This window comes from Bartonella sp. AD13SXNS, from assembly GCF_042196465.1.
Classification (GTDB): Bacteria; Pseudomonadota; Alphaproteobacteria; order Rhizobiales; family Rhizobiaceae; genus Bartonella.
Genome location: NZ_JBHIQI010000003.1, coordinates 75,730 through 98,054 on the forward strand (window position 1 = coordinate 75,730; position 22,325 = coordinate 98,054).

General features: G+C 36.1%; 14 protein-coding genes and 1 pseudogene. 6 read left to right on the top strand and 9 right to left on the bottom strand.

Annotated elements, in window-relative coordinates:
- Positions 1 to 6 precede the first annotated feature (6 nt).
- The 3 genes from sufC to ACFIMQ_RS03615 form a co-directional block, all read right to left on the bottom strand.
- Complete coding sequence (gene sufC / locus ACFIMQ_RS03605; RefSeq protein WP_375703450.1) at positions 7 to 762, bottom strand: Fe-S cluster assembly ATPase SufC; 756 nt, start codon at positions 760 to 762, stop codon at positions 7 to 9.
- Between the two features lie 163 nt (positions 763 to 925).
- Positions 926 to 2,437, bottom strand: coding sequence for a Fe-S cluster assembly protein SufB (sufB, locus tag ACFIMQ_RS03610; protein ID WP_375703418.1), 1,512 nt, complete (start codon positions 2,435 to 2,437; stop codon positions 926 to 928).
- 171 nt (positions 2,438 to 2,608) lie between these two features.
- Entirely contained in the window at positions 2,609 to 3,754 is a 1,146-nt protein-coding gene (locus ACFIMQ_RS03615; protein WP_375703419.1) for a cysteine desulfurase family protein, read from the bottom strand.
- Positions 3,755 to 3,914: 160 nt separating this feature from the next.
- Here ACFIMQ_RS03615 and ACFIMQ_RS03620 point away from each other — a divergent pair, with 160 nt between their 5' ends.
- The 3 genes from ACFIMQ_RS03620 (at position 3,915) to ACFIMQ_RS03630 (ending at position 6,871) form a co-directional block, all read left to right on the top strand.
- Positions 3,915 to 4,595, top strand: a complete 681-nt coding sequence (locus ACFIMQ_RS03620) for an alpha/beta hydrolase (RefSeq protein ID WP_375703420.1) — start codon at positions 3,915 to 3,917, stop codon at positions 4,593 to 4,595.
- A 323-nt stretch (positions 4,596 to 4,918) separates the two neighbouring features.
- Positions 4,919 to 6,172: a tyrosine--tRNA ligase gene (gene tyrS, locus ACFIMQ_RS03625; protein ID WP_375616228.1), complete on the top strand. Its 1,254-nt coding sequence runs from the start codon at positions 4,919 to 4,921 to the stop codon at positions 6,170 to 6,172.
- 213 nt (positions 6,173 to 6,385) lie between these two features.
- Entirely contained in the window at positions 6,386 to 6,871 is a 486-nt protein-coding gene (locus ACFIMQ_RS03630) for a peroxiredoxin (protein ID WP_375610354.1), read from the top strand.
- A gap of 209 nt (positions 6,872 to 7,080) precedes the next feature.
- Here the strand turns inward: ACFIMQ_RS03630 and ACFIMQ_RS03635 are convergent.
- The 4 genes and pseudogenes from ACFIMQ_RS03635 to ACFIMQ_RS03650 form a co-directional block, all read right to left on the bottom strand.
- Positions 7,081 to 7,376, bottom strand: a pseudogene (locus tag ACFIMQ_RS03635) (integrase); the annotation flags it as partial.
- Positions 7,377 to 7,976: 600 nt separating this feature from the next.
- Positions 7,977 to 9,105, bottom strand: a protein-coding gene (prfB, locus tag ACFIMQ_RS03640) for a peptide chain release factor 2 (RefSeq protein ID WP_375616227.1) whose coding sequence is annotated in 2 segments (ribosomal slippage) — positions 7,977 to 9,035 and positions 9,037 to 9,105 — 1,128 coding nt in all. Because the reading frame shifts where the segments join, the coding sequence is not laid out codon by codon here.
- A 170-nt stretch (positions 9,106 to 9,275) separates the two neighbouring features.
- Positions 9,276 to 11,741: a penicillin-binding protein 1A gene (locus ACFIMQ_RS03645; RefSeq protein ID WP_375616226.1), complete on the bottom strand. Its 2,466-nt coding sequence runs from the start codon at positions 11,739 to 11,741 to the stop codon at positions 9,276 to 9,278.
- Between the two features lie 169 nt (positions 11,742 to 11,910).
- Positions 11,911 to 13,140, bottom strand: coding sequence for an N-acetylmuramoyl-L-alanine amidase (locus ACFIMQ_RS03650; RefSeq protein WP_375616225.1), 1,230 nt, complete (start codon positions 13,138 to 13,140; stop codon positions 11,911 to 11,913).
- 597 nt (positions 13,141 to 13,737) lie between these two features.
- On the opposite strand from ACFIMQ_RS03650, the gene ACFIMQ_RS03655 reads away from it, so the two are divergent.
- Positions 13,738 to 16,356: an Rne/Rng family ribonuclease gene (locus ACFIMQ_RS03655; RefSeq protein WP_375616224.1), complete on the top strand. Its 2,619-nt coding sequence runs from the start codon at positions 13,738 to 13,740 to the stop codon at positions 16,354 to 16,356.
- A gap of 74 nt (positions 16,357 to 16,430) precedes the next feature.
- Here the strand turns inward: ACFIMQ_RS03655 and ACFIMQ_RS03660 are convergent, their stop codons facing one another.
- Positions 16,431 to 17,042 carry an invasion associated locus B family protein gene (locus ACFIMQ_RS03660; RefSeq protein WP_375608379.1) on the bottom strand — a complete coding sequence of 204 codons (612 nt, stop codon included), beginning with the start codon at positions 17,040 to 17,042 and terminating at the stop codon, positions 16,431 to 16,433.
- Positions 17,043 to 17,685: 643 nt separating this feature from the next.
- Between ACFIMQ_RS03660 and ACFIMQ_RS03665 the strand changes: the two genes are divergently transcribed.
- A complete protein-coding gene (locus tag ACFIMQ_RS03665; protein ID WP_375616223.1) occupies positions 17,686 to 18,900 on the top strand; it encodes an NADP-dependent isocitrate dehydrogenase in 1,215 nt (404 codons plus the stop codon).
- Positions 18,901 to 19,015: 115 nt separating this feature from the next.
- On the top strand, positions 19,016 to 20,443 hold the full coding sequence (locus ACFIMQ_RS03670) for an MFS transporter (protein WP_375616222.1): 1,428 nt from the start codon (positions 19,016 to 19,018) through the stop codon (positions 20,441 to 20,443).
- Between the two features lie 37 nt (positions 20,444 to 20,480).
- On the opposite strand, the gene ACFIMQ_RS03675 is transcribed toward ACFIMQ_RS03670, so the two are convergent.
- Positions 20,481 to 21,680: an MFS transporter gene (locus ACFIMQ_RS03675; protein ID WP_375616221.1), complete on the bottom strand. Its 1,200-nt coding sequence runs from the start codon at positions 21,678 to 21,680 to the stop codon at positions 20,481 to 20,483.
- Positions 21,681 to 22,325 lie beyond the last annotated feature (645 nt).

Below are 22,325 nucleotides of genomic sequence, written 5' to 3' on the forward strand. Positions count from 1 at the left end.
ATAACCTTAAACCGCTTCTCTGATAAGATCAGCATAGCCATTTTGCTCTAAATAAAGGGCTAAGGATTTATCTCCACTTTTGATAATTCGTCCTTTATAAAGGACATGAACCGTATCAGGAATAATATAATTAAGCAGCCGTTGATAATGGGTAATCACCAAAAATGAACGTTTTGAATCGCGAAGTTTATTAACACCATCTGCAACAATTTTTAGTGCATCAATATCTAAACCAGAATCCGTCTCATCTAAAATGCAAAGTTTAGGTTCAAGAAGTGCCATTTGTAAAATTTCAGCGCGTTTTTTCTCTCCACCTGAAAAACCTACATTTAATGGACGCTTTAGCATATCCATATCTATTTCAAGTTTGGCTGAAACTTCTTTGACGTATTTTATAAATTCAGGAATTTTAAGCTCTTCATCACCTCGCGCTTTACGTTGAGAATTCATCGCAACTTTTAAAAATTCCATCGTTGCTACCCCTGGTATTTCTATTGGATATTGAAATGCAAGAAAAACACCATATGCAGCCCGTTCTGCTGGATCCATTTCTAAAAGTGATTGTCCATTATAGAGAATATCTCCTTCTGTTATTTCATAATCATCACGACCAGCAAGTAAATAAGACAAAGTTGATTTTCCGGCTCCATTTTGTCCCATGATAGCGGCAATTTCTCCGTCTTGAACCGTCAAGTTTAAACCACGAATAACTTCTGTATCGGTTCCAGCAATACGTGCGCGCAAATTTTTTATCTCTAACATCATTTAATCCTGTTCTGGCTGTTTTTTTTCAGATACCAATGCTGTGTTATTTCGCCTTAGCATCCATCTACTTTTGTAATTACCATAGAGGTTATTTTTAGCATTATACGCTACGGTTACAGCCTTTTTGCATCAAGCCTTCAATTTATCTCATTAAATAAAATTATCCAACACTACCTTCAAGGCTAATACCAATAAGCTTTTGCGCTTCGACAGCAAATTCCATGGGAAGTTTTTGAATAACCTCTTTTACAAAACCATTTACAATTAATGCGATAGCTTCTTCTTCAGGAATTCCTCTTTGCATAACATAAAAAAGTTGGTCATCAGAAATTTTTGATGTTGTGGCTTCATGTTCAAACTGAGCAGTTGCATTTTTTGCTTCAATATAAGGAACTGTATGAGCTCCACATTCATTCCCGATTAACAAACTATCACATTGCGTAAAGTTACGCGCATTTTGTGCTTTTCGATGCGCTGTGACTTGTCCTCGATAAGTGTTATTTGAAAAACCTGCAGAAATACCTTTAGAAATAATGCGACTGGATGTATTTTTTCCTAAATGGATCATTTTTGTACCGGAATCAATTTGTTGATGACCGTTTGCAACAGCAATAGAATAAAATTCTCCACGCGCGTTCTCACCGCGCAATAAGCAGGATGGGTATTTCCAAGTAATCGCAGAACCGGTCTCAACTTGTGTCCATGAAATCTTAGAGTTATCACCTCGACAATCTCCACGCTTCGTCACAAAATTATAAATACCACCCTTTCCATCTTTATCACCAGGATACCAGTTTTGTACTGTAGAATATTTAATCTCTGCATTTTCAAGGGCAATAAGTTCAACAACAGCAGCATGAAGTTGGTTTTCATCACGTTGGGGGGCTGTACATCCTTCAAGATAAGAAACATAGGAATCTTCAGCTGCAATAATCAATGTTCGTTCAAACTGGCCTGTATTGCGTTCATTAATCCTAAAATAAGTTGAAAGCTCCATAGGACAACGAACCCCTTTGGGAATATAAACAAATGAACCATCCGTAAAGACAGCTGCATTTAAGGCCGCATAATAATTATCACTTATAGGTACAACTGTTCCTAAATATTCTTTAATAAGCTCAGAATGTTCAATAATCGCCTCTGAAATAGAACAAAAAATCACACCAGCACGTGCCAGCTCTTTCTTGAATGTTGTTACAACAGAGACAGAATCAAAGACTGCATCAACAGCCACCTGCCCCGATACAGACATACTGTCATCAAAAGTGGAGGGATCGGACTGTTTTCTTACTCCTGCCAAAATCTCTTGTTCTTTAAGGGGAATGCCAAGTTTTTCGTACATTGCTAATAACTCAGGATCCACTTCATCCAAAGATTTTGGTCCTGTATGATTTTTAGGAGCAGCATAATAATAAAGCTCCTGAAAATCAATTTTAGGATATTCAAGACGCGCCCAATGAGGCTCTTGCATTGTCAGCCAACGGCGGTAAGCTTTTAAGCGCCATGTTAGCATCCATTCAGGCTCATGTTTTTTAGCGGAAATAAATTTGATAATATCCTCATTTAAGCCTTTTGGAGCTTTATCGGTTTCAATATTGGTTTCAAAACCATATTTATATTGGTCAACATCTATTTCACGTACTTGGCGTATCGTTTCTTGTACTGCCGGCATAAATTTTCTCCATTTTTGGGCGTCAAAAACCGGTAACTAAAAGTCTTGTTTTTTTACAAGATTAAAGTAAGCAAGTTATCTCCTAAGCTATAGGTAAAGTGCAAAAATTTCAATCAAACTTATTTTATCTTTAAAATAATTCTAATTTTTCTATTTTTTTAGTGATAAATTTTATTCTTTTTTCCTGTTTATAATTTGAGAAAAAAACGATAGAAAATCATCTATATCTTCAGAAGTTGTATCACGTCCTATCGAAATGCGAATGGCACCATTTGGAACATGATACCCCATTGCCTCTAAAACTTTGCTTTGTTTTACTTTTCCCGAAGAACAAGCAGAGCCAGCCGATACAGAAAACCCTTCTAAATCAAAAGCAATTTGCATCGTTTCAGCTTTTATATTTTTCACGGTAAAGTAAGTTGTATTTGGCAAACGTTGAACTCTTTTGCCAAAAATTTCAACATTTTTACTTATTTTTTGTAGTCCATCTTCTAATTTATTGCGTAAATATATTAATTGTTTTCTTTCTTCTTGCGTGAAACAATCAACCATTGCTGCTCCAAAAGCAGCTATAAGGGGCAATGCTTCTGTTCCTCCCCGTAAACCTTTTTCCTGTCCTCCCCCGACAATAAGAGGATGTGGAGTGAGAAGATTACCACATGAAACAAAAGCACCTATCCCTTTAGGACCGCCAATTTTATGGGCAGACAGTATAAAAAAGTCTCCTCCTAACTGATGAATATCAACAAAATTTTTATCTACATATTGTGTCAAATCAACAACAAGAGTGCCTCCTAAATCGCGAACAACAGCGGCTATTTCTTTTAATGGTTGAACAACACCAGTTTCACTATTTGCAGCTTGAATAGCAACGAGAGGTAAACCTTTTGTTTTATCGTGAGCCGCTAAGAGTGATGTTAATTTATCTTGTTGAATAAGCCCATCTTGATCAACAGCAATGATGCTTATCAATTCTTTAGAAAAACGCCCTCCCTCTAAAACAGAGGGATGTTCAGTTGCTCCAAGGTAAAGATGAGAAAATTTAACTTTTGCTTTCCCCATATTGTAAAAGGGGGTTAACAAAGTCATTGCGGCTTCACTCGCACCAGAGGTAAATACCACGTGATCTGGATCTGTTTTAAGATTTTCAGCGATTTGCCGACGGGCCTTTTGCAACAAAGTTTTAGCCGCACGCCCTTCCTTATGAACCGATGATGGATTACCAAATATTTCTAAAGATTCCAGTAACGCTATCCGTGCCACTTTTTTGAGTGGTGTTGTTGCGTTATGATCAAAATATCGGCGTTTTATAACCATTTTACATCGCAATCATTAATCTTATGAATTGATTAAAAAAATAGCGCAATTTTCTTGAAAAGTGCATTAAAAAAAGAATATCTAATAATTATTTAAGAGATTCTATGGTAAAAGTCGACCAAGGTCAAAGAGAGCCTTTTATTGCATTAAGGAGCATTTTATGCCAGAAATTATTTTTAACGGTCCTGCGGGTCGGCTCGAAGGGCGTTATCAACCTTCACAACAAAAAAATGCACCCATTGCGATCATTTTGCATCCTCATCCCCAATTTGGTGGAACTATGAATCATAAAATTGTCTATGACCTCTTTTATATGTTCCAACAACGTGGCTTTACAACTTTACGTTTTAACTTTCGTGGTATTGGTCGTAGTCAGGGTGAATTTGATTATGGAATAGGAGAACTTTCAGATGCTGCTGCTGCTCTCGATTGGGTGCAAACACAACATCCAGATTCTAAGAATTGTTGGGTAGCAGGATATTCATTTGGAGCATGGATTGGTATGCAGCTTTTAATGCGCCGACCGGAAATTGAGGGATTTATCTCTATTGCCCCTCAGCCTAATGTTTATGACTTTTCATTTCTTGCACCTTGTCCCTCTTCTGGACTTATCATTCATGGCGGTATCGATAAAGTTTCTCCCCCAAAAGATGTTCAAATACTTGTCGATAAATTAAAAACACAAAAAGGTATCATCATCACACAAGAAATATTGGAAGGGGCTAATCATTTTTTCAGTGGATGTCATGAAGAACTTATTGAACGATGTGCACACTATTTGGATAACCATATCACCAATGAACTTCTCGCTCCTCCTCCTGAAATACTTTCACTAACTTAGAAAAATACAAGAACTTCATAAAAAAACAGCAAAAGCCGCTTCTGTTTATAACTGAAGTAATTTACTGTTACAGAATGTATTTGCAACTTTCCTAAATTTCATTTCAGGGTAGAAATTAGGATAAAGAGTTCTTCTTTCTATTACTGTGGAGTGTTTTTTTAGCGTAAAAAAGGAATAATACCTGTATTATTATCTTTAATTATTAATATATTTCGTTCTTTTGTGATATGTGCGTTATTTATGGTAGATAACGCATTAATAATTCATTATACAATCGCCTATTATATACAATAAATACACTCTTAAATTAGGAAATTAAATCTGTGTTTGCCTTTAAATCTGATTTTTTACACATTATGAGCGAACGTGGTTTTATCCACCAAATTTCAGATGAAAAAGGCTTAGATGATCTTTTTTCAAAAGAAACTGTAAGCGCTTATACTGGATTTGATCCAACAGCATCGAGTTTACATGCTGGAAGTCTTCTTCAGATTATGATGCTTTATTGGTTACAAAAAACGGGTCATCGCCCCATTGCTTTAATGGGCGGAGGAACCGGATTGATCGGTGATCCTTCCTTCAAAGATGAAGCACGACGCCTCCTGACACAAGATGATATTGCTGCAAATATTGATGGTATAAAAAAAGTATTTGCTAACTATTTGACATTCGGTGACCGAGAAACCGATGCTTGTATTGTGAATAACGCGGAATGGTTATGCAATTTAAACTACTTAGAATTTTTGCGTGATGTAGGAAAGCATTTTTCTGTCAACCGTATGTTGTCATTTGATTCTGTCAGACTCAGACTTGAGCGTGAACACTCTTTGTCATTCTTAGAGTTTAATTATATGATTCTGCAAGCTTATGACTTTGTTGAACTTTATAAACGTTATGGGTTGCGTATGCAAATGGGGGGCTCTGATCAGTGGGGCAACATTATTAACGGAATCGAATTAGGGCATCGTTTAGGAACACCGCAATTATATGCGTTAACATCACCATTGCTGACAACCTCTTCCGGTGCCAAAATGGGTAAATCATTGAATGGAGCTGTATGGCTGAATGCGGATAAGCTTTCACCTTATCAATTTTGGCAATACTGGCGCAATACAGAAGATGCTGATGTAACACGATTTCTAAAGCTCTATACTCCATTACCGATGGATGAGATTCTTAAACTTTCTCTATTACAAGGAACTGAAATTAACGAAGCAAAAAAAATTCTTGCAACAGAAGTTACAGCAATGTTGCATGGACGCGCTCTTGCCGATGAAGCTGCAGAAACGGCTCGCAAAACGTTTGAAGAAAAAACTCTGGGAGAAAATCTTCCAACTGTTGAAATTAATTCCTCAGAATTTAAAAAAGGTGTTGGATTGCTCACTCTTTTAGTACAAGCAGGACTTGCTAAATCTAATAGTGAGGCACGCCGACACGTTCAAGGTGGAGGAATACGTGTTAATGATCAAATAATAAAGGATGAAACACACCTTATTATTGAAAAAGATGTGACAGCAGAAGGAATCATTAAACTTTCTTTCGGAAAGAAAAAACATATTTTGATCAAACCGCTATAATCTATTGATGTCTCATTCATTCTATATTTATATCCATGATATTGATCTTTCTTACGCTTTCTTTCCTCATTTTTTAATTTAATTCTTATGACAGAATAATTTTATATGATGGCGAAAAAGTCTTTAAAATAATTCTATTTTAGAGAGTTGAAACTTTATTCCTTCTCTGTATGCTAGTGATTGATCTTTGCGCTTAAAAAGAAAGATAAAAAAATGATAAACTCAATGAAAGGTACTCTTGCTCCTGATTTTAATTTACCACGCGATGGAGGAGAGACAGTGCGTCTTTCTGACTTTAAAGGAAAAACTGTTGTTTTATATTTCTATCCCAAAGATGATACCAGTGGGTGCACAAGCGAAGCGCTTGACTTTACACAATTAAAGACGAAATTTGATGAAATTGGTGTTGTTGTTATTGGAATCTCTCCAGATAATGTAAAAAAACATGATAAATTTAAAGTAAAACATGAACTTGATGTTATCTTGGTTTCTGATGAAGAAAAAAGAACCCTTGAAGCTTATGGTGTTTGGGTGGAGAAAAGTATGTATGGACGCAAATATATGGGTGTTGAACGGAGCACTTTTTTAATTGATGCACATGGAATAATAACAGAAGAATGGCGCAAAGTAAGTGTATCTGGACATGCTGAGAATGTTTTAGCTGCTGCAACACTTTTACATCGTAATGGTGACTTGTAAAGAGAATGCTTAATTTATCTTAAAAAGCAAAAGTTTTCCTTCCCAATTGATATTAATTTTTCCAATGGTTTCAATTTTTATAATATATTGCTTTATAAGAACAACTGATTATTCTACATTTAAATTATCCTCCTGAATATCGTAAATTTTTCTCATTTCGGATTCTTCTTATTTTGAATGAATCAAAATCAATTCACTTGCATCCGTCATAATGCAGCAGCATGTTTGGGACAACGATTGAAACGGAATGAGAGCTTTGTAAGCAGCGCCAGCTTTTGTATGCCAAATAAGAGCAAGATATTGTGTATCTCTGTTTGTGTAATCTCTGAAACGGAAATACAGCCTAATTGTGGGAGAATTAAAGCCGTAAAGATAAAAACCATTTGCCACCTTTGCCATCATTCTTTAATTCGGTTTTACGACTTTCAAAAGTCTCTAGAGCAATATCTTTTAAATAATGGAGATTGCTTATTATCTCACGCTTTTGTTTATTGCGTTCTTTAATAGGATCACGCCCCTCACGTAAAACAGAAGCGCCCCATTAGGGTGCACATTCACAAGCTTGTTTTAAAGAGACATCTGTCTCCCAAGTCCATTTCACGTCGACACCTCGTGAATGATATAACGATAAGTCTCCCATGAAATAATAAAAAGTCCATTGAGCACCCCGATCTTTACGCTTGTGAAGAAACAAGCCGGCACCATCACACACTTGCCAGCTCGTAGGTGTTTGAGAGGATAGCCCCTAGTACTTAAGACAGTTCATAAGAGCCATTTTGAGTCCTTTCTTCTATAATTTTTATCCACACACTCATCCCGTTTGTTATGTGCAAGTAAGTGATTTTGATTGATTCAACATAAACAAGTTTGAAATGAAAGAATCTTACGATATGCGGGATTCTCATTCAATATGCAAAACAGTGAATTATCATTATAAATCAATGCGTTTATATAGCAGGATTGGCGTGTGAGAAAAAACTTGAAGAAAGGAAAAAAGAGAACACCTCTTTGAACCTCTCAAGTATCAAGAGCTACCGTAAATCACAACATCAGTAAAATGAACAACTTAAGAAACAAATTTGCATCCTTGAAGGATGATATATAATTAATTAATATCTTCAATTTCTTTATCTTGTCCATAAATACGTCGAGCAAGCGCTGCTTCTATAAATACATCTAAGTTACCATTAAGTACGGATTGTGGATCAGTATTTTCAACACCTGTGCGCAAGTCTTTTACAAGTTGATAGGGTTGAAGAACATAAGATCTAATTTGGTGTCCCCAGCCAATTTCTGTTTTAGAAGATTCAACAGCATTCGTTTCTTCTTCCCTTTTTTTGAGTTCTTCTTCATAAAGACGTGCACGTAACATCGACCAAGCCGTAGCGCGATTTTTATGCTGAGAACGCTCAGTTTGACATTGAACAACAATACCCGTTTTTATATGTGTGATGCGAACAGCAGAATCTGTCGTATTAACATGTTGCCCTCCTGCTCCTGATGCACGATATGTATCAATCCGCACATCTGCCTCTGAAACATCAACTTCAATATTGTCATCAATAACCGGATAAACCCAAATGCTCGCAAAAGAAGTATGGCGCTTTGCATTCGAATCGAATGGGGAAATCCGCACCAAGCGATGAACGCCTGATTCTGTCTTTAACAGTCCATAAGCATTATGCCCTTTTACAAGAATAGTCGCTGACTTTATTCCTGCTTCTTCTCCATCATGAATTTCTAAAACTTCAACCTTCATTTCATGCTGTTCAGCCCAGCGCATATACATGCGTAAGAGCATAGAAGCCCAATCTTGGCTCTCAGTTCCCCCTGCTCCAGCATGAATTTCTAAATAGGTATCATTTGGATCCGCCTCTCCTGAAAGAAGCACATCAATTTGCCTTTTATCTATCTCGCTTTTAAGATTACGTATTGAATTTTCTGCTTCAGCGATAATTTCAACATCACTTTCTTCTTCGCCCATCGCAATAAGCTCAATGCATTCTTCAAGTGTTTTTGTAAATGATAAAAGACCATTGATTGAATCATCAAGACGTTGACGTTCACGCATCATATCCTGTGCTCGTTGCGCATCATCCCATAATGATGGATCTTCCGCTTTTTGATTAAGATATTCGAGACGTTTTAGTGATTGATCCCAGTCAAAGATGCCCCCTTAGCAATTGAATTGCTTTCTGGATTTCATCAACTAATGTTTCTATTTCTGCTCGCATAATTTAACACCGTATTTTTTAATACTCTTTCTGGTTATGTCTCTTAGCATTTTATACAAATTTAAGAGCTGCTATCAGAAAGTGGTACGGTTTTATCATTCTATTTACGGAACCGACATTGTAAAAAAATAGATAAAAACCATAACTCATGGCAAAAAAGATTTTATCGACTAATACAGCCCACCCGTCCCACTTTCAAGAGCTTTATTGACTTGTGGAGAAGTAGTTACTGCAGGAACACCTTCTTGAAAAGAATTCGTACTCCCAATGACTTGATAGATATCAGCAGGACCAGTCCCTGGTTTAAATGCTTCTATAATGACATCTTGATCTCCTCTTTCAGCAAGCATTCCTGTTTTTCGATTAATTGGCATTAAAATCATACCCTTTGGCATTTTGAAGGGAACATCTGGCTTTCCTTTAAGAGCATCTGCCATAAACTCACCAAAAATAGGAGCGGCTAATGAACTTCCCGTTCCATTATATCCTAACGGAGCTGGTTGATCGTATCCAACAAAAATACCAACGACAATGTCAGGAGTAAATCCCATAAACCAAACATCTTTAGAGTCATTTGTTGTTCCTGTTTTAGCGGCAATATGTCGATTAAGATATCGTAAACGTGCTGCAGTACCACGCTGAACAACCCCTTCCATCATCGATGTAATTTGATAAGCTGTCATAGGGTCAAGAACTTGATCTCTTTCATCAATCAATGTGGGTTCACTTTGATTATTCCATGAATTCGTATTACAATTTTCGCAAATACGATCATCATGACGATAAATTGTCTTCCCATAACGATCTTGAATTCTGTCTATCAGAGAAGGTTTAATAGAGCGTCCCCCATTGGCAATAACGGAATAAGCTGTAACCATCCGTAATACTGTTGTTTCACCAGCCCCTAAAGCCATGGGAAGATAAGGCTGCAATTTATCTACCACCCCAAAGCGTTCTGCATATTCAGCAACAAGAGGCATTCCCATATCATTGGCAAGCCGTATTGTCATAAGATTACGAGAATGCTCAATACCATAACGCAACGTTGAAGGTCCTGCAAAGGTACCACCATAATTTTTGGGTTGCCAAATTTCACCATTATATTGACGAACTTCAATGGGGCCATCTAAAACAACGGATGCTGGTGTATATCCGTTATCAAGTGCTGCTGCATAAACAAAAGGCTTAAAAGCGGACCCCGGTTGACGATAAGCTTGGGTTGCACGGTTAAATTCAGAGGCGGCAAAAGAAAATCCTCCCACCATAGCAAGAACGCGCCCTGTATGAGGTTCCATAGCAACAATTGCGCCTTCAACCTTTGGAATTTGTTGTAAACGATAAGTGTTGTTTGTATTGGATAGTTTTTCAACAAAAATGACATCCCCAATTTGCAGAACATGAGATAAGCTCTGAACAGTTTTTCGATAACCATTTTCTTTTACAACATGGAGTGCCCATTTTGAATCAGCTTCTGATAAAACTGCAGTTTCGCGTTTTTTTGATAATATACCTGAAGCTTCACGTGGTGGCTGTAAACCAATCTCTACTTTATTGGGGTTAGCAGAAAGGACAACAGCCAAACGCCATTCAGGAACATCATTTAGCCCTGTGATATTTGCAAGTTCTATCCCCCAATCACCTTTCTCATCAATATGTGCATAAGCTCCACGCCATCCTTGCGCATGGTCAAATTTAATTAATCCATCGTGCAAAGCACGCCGAGCAATAAGTTGTAAATGTGGGTCAAGCGTTGTACGGATGGAAAGTCCACCTTCATAAAGTGTTTTAGCCCCATAGCGATGTATTAAACGACGTCGCACTTCTTCAGTAAAATAATCAGCCGCAAAAACATAATTATCACTACCACGTATTATAGCTCCTAAAGGCTTAGCTTTTGCTTGTTCACCTTGTTCACGCGTTACATATCCATTTGCCACCATCCGGTCTATAACCCAATTGCGACGATCAATAGCTCGCTTTGTATTCTTAAATGGATCATAATTTGCCGGTCCTTTTGGAAGAGCAGCCAAATAAGCACATTGTTCTAGCGTTAGATCATTGACGGATTTATTAAAATAGGTCAAAGAAGCAGCCGCTATGCCATAAGTGCCACGCCCCAGATAAATTTCATTGAGATAAAGTTCAAGAATATGATCTTTTGAGTAGGTTTTCTCAATACGCATAGCTAAAATAGCTTCCTTAAATTTACGCTCTAACGTTGTTTCTGAACTTAAAAGGAAGTTTTTTGCGACTTGTTGCGTTATGGTTGATGCGCCCTCTGGACGTCTTCCAGAACCAATATTACGAATATTATTGATCAAAGCTCGAGAAAGCCCTTCGGGATCTAAACCAAAATGATGATAAAAATTCTTATCTTCAGCCGAAACAAAAGCATCTATAACAAGCTTTGGTATTGATTGAATCGGCAAATAAAGACGGTGTTTTGTCGCAAACTCTGCCATAAGACGGCCATCAGAAGCATGGACACGGGTCATTACCGGCGGCTCATAAAGTGAAAGAACTTCATAATCAGGAAGTGCATTTGCTTGACCACAGGTCACAACACCCCATGTTATTGTGCTAAAAAGTCCAATAGCAATAAAAAAACGAAGAAGATATCTTAAAAAAATCATCATAAAAACGGCTATCGCTTTCTTAAGAATTAATTAAAGAAAAAAATACGTTACTTCAAACACACCATGTGGATATCACCACAAGATTGAGATCAAGAGAAATTGTTTTCTATCTTTTATTTATACTAGGGTACACTAGAAACCCTTACTGATACTCTATTTTCTCACAAATTTAAAGAGGCTGTATCATTTTCTGCCTATAATCAGCAAATTGACGAATAGAATGAGCAATAGAGGCTGCCATTTGTTTTCTCCAATGAGGATCATTTAATAACTTTTCGTCCTCTTTATTGGATAAATAACCTATCTCTATCAAAACAGAGGGTATATCTGAAGCTCTTAAAACTTGAAAATTAGCATACCGGTGAGGATTATTGATCAAGTTAATACGACTCTTTGATAAACTTGAAATAATACTATTTGCGAAATTAACCGAGAATGTATGCGTTTCACGTCGCGTAAGATCCATCAAAATATCTGTAACTTCAAGAGTTTCATCTGCAGGCAAACCATCAAGCAAATCAACTTTATTTTCACTTTCAGCTAAAGATTTTGCAATGGCATCAGAGGCTTTTTCTGATAGAGTATAAACTGTGGCACCGCGAAGAGAATGTACATCAATCGTATCCGCGTGAATAGATATAAAAAGATCAGCATCAAACTCTTGCGCTTTTTTTACTCTTTCACTTAATCTTAAAAAAATATTGGAATCACGCGTCAAAGCAACAGTAATATGAGGATCCTTTTGTAATTCATCTCGCAATGCACGCGCAAAATTTAAAGTCACGTCTTTCTCTAAAATTCCTGTAACACCCCGTGCACCACCGTCAATACCACCATGACCAGGATCAAGAACAACACGAAAATTATGTGTGGGAAACAACGGTGTTTTTGTATCAAAATTGCTTCTTTGCTGATTCTTTAATATCTCATCAAATTTTTCTTGTGTACTTTTACGAATATCAATCAGCAACTGCCATAAACCATTGTCTAATTTTTTTACGACACTTTTTTCAACAACAAAAGCCGTTTTACTTGTCAAAATAATGCGTGAAGTCTGTATATCAGAAAAAGCATAACGCACATCTAAAAGCATAATAGATAATGTATTCTGTTTATTTAAAGACGTATTTTGCATCGAAAAATCAATTGTAGGTAAATTGATAACCAAACGCGCAGGTCTATCCAAAATCTGCAAACGAACATTTGGTTTTGAATTGAAAATCGCAATAATACGCGTATGAGCACTATCACCAATAGTTCGAAAATTGATAAGTCTTAAAGGATCTGCGGCTTGAATACTGCTTTGAAATACCAGAAAAAATAGCAAAAAATATGTGATTTGCATAATAACATCCCAACAGGCTATTTTCAGCTTTTTGGTAAAAAAAACTCTTATCATAAGCAAAATACTCTACACTATATTTGTAATAATTTATCTTGGTTATATAAAAACGATACACTAATTTATTCTCTATTTTTCAATAAATGCTAAATCCTTTCATTATAAACACTCAAAAACAAAATTAAGGTAATAAAGATATTCTCATGATACATATTTACATTGTTACTTGCCAAACGCATGATATCAACATAAAAGAATATCTATGCTTCCTAGCTGATAATAGCCATCTAAATTATCTGTAACTTATATTGAGTTGTTTTTAGAAAGTTTTTGCATATTATGCGTTGAGACTTTGTGATGGATGAAAAATTTCTATGTTATAAAATTAGGATTGCATTACTTAAGATTCGTTGGTTCGGATATCCGAACTGTTTTAAAGATTATTTTACCGGAGACTTTTAAGAAATATGAGTCATAAAAAACGGATGGGAATAATGATGAAAAATGGTGTAAATGTTGTCATGCATCTACACGTGATGTTCCGTCCTGTTTTTCTGGTACCTCCCTTTTATGGCAGACAGCCTTTTATGTTTACGAATAATTATAGCATTCGTTTGAATAAAATTGTGCATGTCGCCTTCAGGATATTAACTTATGTCAAACAAAATGCTTATAGATGCCTCCCATCCGGAGGAAACACGTGTTGTTGTTGTTCACGGCAACAAAATTGAAGAACTTGATTTTGAATCAGAACATAGAAAACAGCTCAAGGGGAATATTTATCTCGCACGTATTACGCGTGTAGAACCATCTCTCCAAGCAGCTTTTGTTGAATATGGTGGAAATCGTCATGGTTTTTTGACATTTTCTGAAATTCATCCTGATTATTATCAAATTCCTATTGCTGATCGCCTTGCTCTTCTTGAAGAAGAAGAAATCGCCGCTGTAGGAGAAAATTCAGCAGATGTCTTGACGGAAGCAACAACTAAAAATAAAAGACGCTCCAAAAGAACAAAAAAGAGTGTCATAGCAGCCGATGTTGAAAATGATATCACATCTGAAACTGTAACAATTGATGATACAGAAGAAGTATTAAATATCGATGCCTCTTATGATGAGATCGAAATGGTCGGTGCTGAGGACATCCGCGAAGAATTCCCAACTTATCAAAAAAAACAAGGACGCCAGTATAAAATTCAAGAAGTGATTAAACGACGTCAAATTTTGTTAGTACAAGTTATCAAGGAAGAACGTGGTAATAAAGGAGCCGCGCTTACAACATATTTATCTCTAGCAGGTCGTTATTCTGTTTTAATGCCCAACACAGCACGCGGCGGTGGTATTTCACGAAAAATTACGAATGTGCAAGACCGTAAGCGTCTTAAAGAAATCGTAAAAGAATTATCCGTTCCAAAAGGTATGGGCGTTATCTTACGAACAGCTGGCGCCAATAGAACAAAAGCTGAAATTAAACGCGATTACGAATATCTTATGCGGTTATGGGATACGATTCGCACTTTGACACTCGAGTCAACGGCACCATGCCTTATCCATGAAGAAAGTAATCTCATAAAACGTTCTATAAGAGATCTTTACAATAAGAACATTAGTGAAATTCTTGTCTCTGGAGACCAAGGATATCGTGAGGCGAAAGACTTTATGCGTATGCTTATGCCAAGTCATGCAAAAGTTGTGCAACCTTACCGTGATCCTATACCCATTTTTGCAAGAAATAATATTGAAATTCAACTTGATAAAATGTTGCAACCACAGGTTTCTTTAAAATCTGGCGGTTATCTTGTTATTAATCAAACAGAAGCACTTGTTGCTATTGACGTAAATTCTGGCCGCTCTACGAGAGAATTCTCTGTCGAAAAGACAGCCTTACAAACTAACCTTGAAGCTGCAGAAGAAATAGCGCGTCAATTACGCTTACGCGACCTTGCTGGTTTAATTGTAATTGATTTTATTGACATGCTTGAAGAAAGGAATGTGCGACTGGTCGAAAAAAAATTAAAAGACTGTTTAAAAAATGACCGAGCTCGTATTCAAGTTGGTCATATTTCACACTTCGGCCTTTTAGAAATGAGTCGTCAACGTATTCGCATATCGGTTTTAGAAAGTACAACACAGCCCTGCCCACATTGCGCAGGAACAGGAACTATACGTTCTGAATCATCAATTGCTTTACATGTCATGCGCTCAATTGAAGAATATCTTCTTCATAATTCGCGATATAATATTATCGTGCGTACACCGGTAGCAACAGCGCTTTATGTATTAAATCACAAACGCAATATTCTTGTTAATTTAGAAACACGCTTTAAACTTAATATTAGTATTGAGGCAGATGATAGTATTGGAACGCAACATCTTATTATTTCTAAAGGCACAATAGCAGAGAATATTTCTCAATCTCCATTGGAAGATGACAATAAGCAAGAAATTGAAGATTCTGTTTTCATAAAGAGTGAAACTATTGAAAATTCCTCTCCCACTGAAACAAACTCAAAGCGTCGGCGCAAAAATCGTCATGATGAAACTACTGATCTTTCTTCCTCCACCGTTCATAAAAAAGAAGACACGTTGAGTGATGATGCTTATCGTCGAGGACGTCGCCGAGGACGTCGAGGTGGTCGACGCAATCAAGATAGTAGTTTTTCTCAGCTTCGTGTTCCTTACGCAGAACCAGTGGGAGACTTTGCTAAGCAAGCTTTAGCAGAGATTAAAATAGCGCATCGTAAACGTCGTGTTCCATCTGCTAAGTCTTTTGAATCTGAAGAAATAAAAAATAATATACAAGCTCTAGATATACAACAACAAGATGAAACGACAAAAGTTGACACAAGTATTAAACCTAAAAAACGTAAAACACGTTCTTCAAAAGCAGAAGAAAGTCAACTTTCTCTAGAGAATGATCAAAATGTCACAGGACAAAAATCTCTTGAAGAAAAGCCTAAAACCAATTCTGCACGTAAACTTAAAACCAAAAAAGCAGATAAATCTATTCATGAGTTAGAGGATAAAACTCCTGAAAATAGTAAAAAATCAACACGTAGAACACGCAAAAAGTCATCCTCTAAAGAGATAATGCAAATACAAAAAACATTAGAGAAAGAAACTGCAATGGAGATGGAGAAAGTTGTCGAATCCTCTCTTTCCCCAATTGCAGAAACAATCAATCAACCCGTTGTTATCTCATCAACATCTAACGATACTCCCAAAACTGAGCGTATTGGTTGGTGGAAACGTAGAACTCTTTCAAAAAATTAAGAAAATAAAAACCGCCACAAAAAATGTGGCGGTTTAAATAAACAATTATAAAAAAGTTTCAACCAATTCTATGGTTATTTTTGTTTTGCTTTTTCTTGCTCAGCCCGCATACGCTCTTCAATTTCTTTTTGCTTTGATTGAATAGCCTGCTGAAGCTTTATTTGTTCTTGTTGGAAATCTTTTTCTTCCATACCAGGACCCGTATAAGCAGCTGTAAATCCATTCAGAGAAAATTCAATAGGATTAGCTGAACCACGAAAATTAACTGTAGTTACAACCATCTTTGTACCACTTTTCATAGCTGCTATAAGCTTATCATCTAAAACATCATTGGCAATACAACTTGGTCCATTACAAATCACATAAGGGATTTTTTTAGAGAAATCATCACCAATTTTAATATGAACACCTTCTGGCAAAAAACGACCTGTCGGCACTTGAATGCCTATACGTTTTTCATTTTGCTTTCCTTTTATTTCAACAAGATTAAAAGCCGTTAAAGGTTGTCCCGTATTCGATAATACAGTATTCATTGTATTACAAATATCAACATCATGCTGCTTACTACAAACTTTGTACCAACCTTGCGATAAAGTTTGCGCATTTGCAGAAATGCCAGCTATAAGAAAAAGGGCAGCGGCTCCAATTAATACTGAAACAGCAGAATAAATATTTTTATGCGACATGACTAAGTTAATCCTTTCAACGCGCTCTTAAGTAACTTCAAAAAAATATTAAATATAATTCTAACTTAAATTTATTAAATTATAATGAAATAAAACTATTTTATTGCTTTTACTTCAATATTTAAAAAAAAGTCAAATTTAGAGAAAAAATTATGACGAGCCCTTTAATTTTATATACCCATCAGCATTCCCCTCTTTATCACACTGGTGTTTAATGTAATTTATCCACAAAACACCTCTGTGCATTTAAACTAAGATTACATAAACGAATCAATATTGCAATATCAATTAAAATAAACTCTCATGCTCCTTAAAAAACTTATTCATTTAAACTTTTTACACCGATTACTCTCCACATTAAGTTTATGAATCTTTAGAAACAAGTATTGTAATGCATGAAACTCCAAAATGTCAGATAAAGCAATCTTTATAAAAAATTAAGGCTATTCTCCAAATAACTTACCTTTTTAATTTGAAATTATGACTCCACTACTAAAAAAGAAAAGATGATTTTTTTCTTTCAAAGTACTCTATTGTTAATATCGTTTTTGAATGCTCTTTTCCCCTTGTTTTTACTTTTCATTATAAATCTGAAAGTGCTATAGTGCTATAAAGTGATATCACTTAAAAAAAAGGACTTCTAATGGTAAAGATCAAAGTAGAAAACCCCGTTGTTGAACTTGATGGGGATGAAATGACCCATATCATCTGGAAATACATCAAAGATAAATTAATCCATCCCTATCTCGACATTGATCTCAAATATTATGATCTTTCCGTCGAAAACCGCGATGCAACCAATGATCAGGTAACGATCGATTCTGCCAATGCTATAAAAAAATATGGCGTTGGTATAAAATGTGCAACCATCACACCTGATGAGGCACGCGTTAAAGAATTTAACCTAAAAAAAATGTGGAAATCACCCAATGGCACAATACGCAATATTTTAGGAGGAGTCATTTTTCGCGAACCTATTATCTGTAAAAACGTCCCTCGCCTTGTTCCTAACTGGACAAAGCCAATTATTATTGGACGTCACGCTTTTGGTGATCAATATAAAGCGACAGATTTTAAATTTCCAGGAAAAGGAAAATTAAGTATTAAATTTGTAGGTGATGACAATCAAGTGATTGAACATGATGTTTTTGATGCCCCAAGTGCAGGGGTTGCCATGGCTATGTATAACCTTGATGAGTCAATTCGTGATTTTGCTCGCGCATCTTTTAATTATGGACTACAGCGGAATGTTCCAGTTTATCTTTCAACAAAAAATACTATTCTAAAAACTTACGATGGTCGTTTTAAAGACATCTTTCAAGAAATATTCGATACGGAATTTAAAACTGAATTTGAAAACCGTAAATTATATTACGAACACCGTCTCATTGATGATATGGTTGCTTCTGCATTAAAGTGGTCAGGTGGCTATGTGTGGGCATGTAAAAATTATGATGGTGATGTTCAGTCTGATATTGTTGCCCAAGGCTTTGGTTCTCTTGGTCTTATGACTTCTGTTCTCATGACACCTGACGGTAAAATTGTTGAAGCAGAGGCAGCGCACGGCACCGTGACACGCCATTACCGTCAGCATCAAAAAGGTGAAGAGACATCAACAAATTCCATTGCCTCTATTTTTGCATGGACGCGTGGACTGGCACACCGTGCTAAACTGGATAACAATGAGAAATTAAAAAACTTTGTCACAACATTGGAAGAAGTTTGTATTAAAACCGTCGAAGAAGGTTTTATGACTAAAGATCTCGCACTTTTGATTGGACCTAAACAAAAATGGCTTTCTACAACAGATTTCCTCGATAAAATTGATGAAAATCTCAAAAAAGCAATGGGCAATTAAGTTATTACTCGATTAAAATTCAAAGCTCTGTTTAGAGCTTTGAATTTCTCTTGGCAAATTTAAAGAACTGCCTTATAAATAAAAAGAGGATAAATTTTATTAAATAGCAAAAACAGTGAAAAAACAAAGCTGGTCTGCGCTTTTATTAGGTAAAAATGGTCTTTGCTTTTTGACGTTTATAGGCGGTGTTGTGTTACACGCTACTAACGTTTATATCGTTATTACTATTTTGCCCTCTCTTATGAATCATATTGGCAATGAAATATATTATTCTTGGGTGGCAACTGTCTTTATTACAGCTTCACTTCTTGGGACTTCACTTGCAACAAAAATATTAGGGAAATTAGGTCCTCGTAACACTTATGTTCTCTCTGGACTTATCTTTACCCTAGGCACTTTCATGTGCAGCATTTCTTCATCTATGCCATTATTTTTAATAGGACGTTTTATTCAAGGATTTGGAAGTGGTTCTTTGTTATCCTTATCCTATTCCATGGTACGTATTGTTTTCAGTCCATCTTTATGGTCACACGCATTAAGTGTCATCTCTGGAATGTGGGGAATATCAACCTTGTTAGGACCAGCAATCGGAGGAATTTCTGTATATTATGGCATGTGGAGAGCATCTTTTTGGATCATTGGTGCATTAGCTATATTCTTCTCACTCATAGCCTTTAAATTTTTACCAAAAAAGAATGAAAATTATGTTCCAACAACCCCTCTCCCTCTGCTTCAGCTTCTCACACTCACCTTATTGATTTTTATCATTTCTGTTGGAGGAGCTATGGACACAACAATGGCAAAAATTTGCGGATTGGTTATTGGACTTAGTCTTCTCTTTGTCCTAGCAAAAATCGAATCATCTACCCTTCATCCTATGTTGCCACGCAAATCCTTTTCTTTTTCTTCTGAAATTTTTCCTGTTTACGCATTAATACTTGTTATGACGACAGTCGTATATAGTATGGAGCTTTATTTTCCACTTTTTCTTCAAGAGCTTCATGGACAAGCTCCACTTCTTGCTGGTTATATAGCAGCACTTATGAGCCTAGGATGGACATGTGGAGCCCTCTCAAGTGCCGGTGTATCAGCAAAAAAAATTCGCAACATCATTATATACTCCCCCCTATTAAAACTATTAGGCATAGCTATTCTTTTATGGCTCATTCCAACAGAAGTTTCCACACTTGAATATATTTTTATGATCTGCTTAGCACTATTTTCTATTGGAATCAGTGCAGGCGTAGCATGGCCGCATTTGCTCACACGGATCTTACAATGTGCAAATGATGAAGATGCTCTCCGTGCCAGTGAATCCCTTACCTCTGTACAACTATTTTCAGCGGCCTTAAGTGCAACTCTAGCCGGAGTTATCACCAATCTTGCCGGACTCTTTAATCCTGGAGGAACAATAGGAATGATCTTAGCAGCAAAAACTCTTCTTATAGCGCTCATGGGTCTTTTATTTTGTCTTGCTATTCCATTAGCATTGCGCATTTCTTACTGCATATTAAAAAACCCAACAGGACATTCCAATAACTAAAAATAAATATAAAAATTCCTTCTTCATTTAAAAAATATTAAGCATGCTTCTCTATATACCATGAGATGCAAAAAACCATCAATCCACACAAAGTTAGAACACTTCCTAAAACAGCTGTATATTCATAACTATAGCCCAATTTTAAAACTAATGCTCCAGACTCTGCACCAAGAGCATTGGCAATATTAAAAGCAGATTGCATTAATGCTCCTGCTAAAATCTGTCCCTGTAGTGCAACATCCATAATTTTTGTTTGTATAGAAGGCATAGCAGCAAAAGAAGTCCCAACAAAAAAGCATCCTATCGCTGCCGTTAACGGAGCATAGGATAAAAAGAAAAAAACAAAAAAAACAAATACGCTCCAAAGCATAGAAAAAAATATCATTGGCGAAATACCAATTTTAACAGCCAATTTAGGCCCCAAGAGATTTCCTACCACCATTCCCAATCCAACTAACGGCATGATAAATGGTACCCACTCAAGTGAAACACCAGAAATATGCATTAACGTTGGCTTGATATAAGTGAAAATAGAAAATAATCCTGACGCTCCCACCGAAACCATCAATAAAAGAAGCCACACCTGCTTTTGCTTTAATGCACCCATTTCTTGCAAAGGATTCGTTTTTGGAAAACTTGAATCACAAGGAAAAAAATTCCAAATAAGCAAACAACATAATAAAGCAATTATCCCCACAAGGACAAAAGCAATCTGCCAACCAATAAGTTGACCAATCCAAGTAGCACTGGGTGCTCCCAAAACGGTTGCAATTGTTAAGCCGAGCATAACATATCCAACAGCTTTAGAACGTTCTTTCATTTCTACCATTGAAGAAGCAACCATAGCCGCAAGTCCAAAATAGATTCCATGAGGAAGTCCACTGAGAAAGCGTAATACTACTAATATGCTAAAATCAGAAAAAAAGGCACTAGCAATATTTGCTAAGGCATAAAAAAGCATTAATCCCATCAAAACAGTTTTGCGTGATACCTGAGCTGTTGCCACAGCTAAAAGAGGTGCTCCAATCACAACTCCTAATGCATAAGCAGAAATATATTGACCAGCGGTAGGAATATCAACATAGGAACTTCGTGCCATCTCTGGCAGTAGCCCCATTGCGACAAACTCTGCAGTACCAATAGCAAAACTCCCCACGGCAAGAGCTAAAATTATTAAACGCCGTATTCTCGAATCAATTCCCAATGCAAGAACCTTTTGTTGATAAAAATCCTTCATATCATCACTTCTGGATAGGAGTTTTAACTGTAAATATCTGTAATACACACAAACAAAAATTCAAAACATTGTTATACGCATGCCCAATAGTCCCCAATAAAATTTTATAAACATTTCGATATATAAGGCATTTTATGAAGATTTAAGTCAGATTCTTTAATAGAAAATCATTGTAAGCTTAAAGGCTACAGATATATTCAACTATTTTTATCAACCCTGCCAGATCATGAACTTTGTCTATTCTTTTTAACCATTCCAAAATTCTTCTTTTTCAGTGAAACCTTTATTTTGAGACGATATACCATACATTCATGCTAAAATTAGTCGAATAATGCATTCCAAACAAGTGATCAATATTTCAATCATTATCTTGAAACAAATATAAACTTTCTCCCAAACTTATTGTTTCTTTGTTTTTGTTACCAGAATGCACATCCTCCAAATCGATAAGCTATAATCTCAACTTTACACCATCTTTATGAGCTATTTTAGAATCTTCTAAAAATTCTCATGATGATATTGCTTGAATTCTACATTTATGAAATAATTCTATTTTAGGTACATTTACCCGTCACTCATCTAAATAACATCAAATAGTTTTTCATCTAAAGCACCATCTGTAAATTAAAATATTCATGTAATATA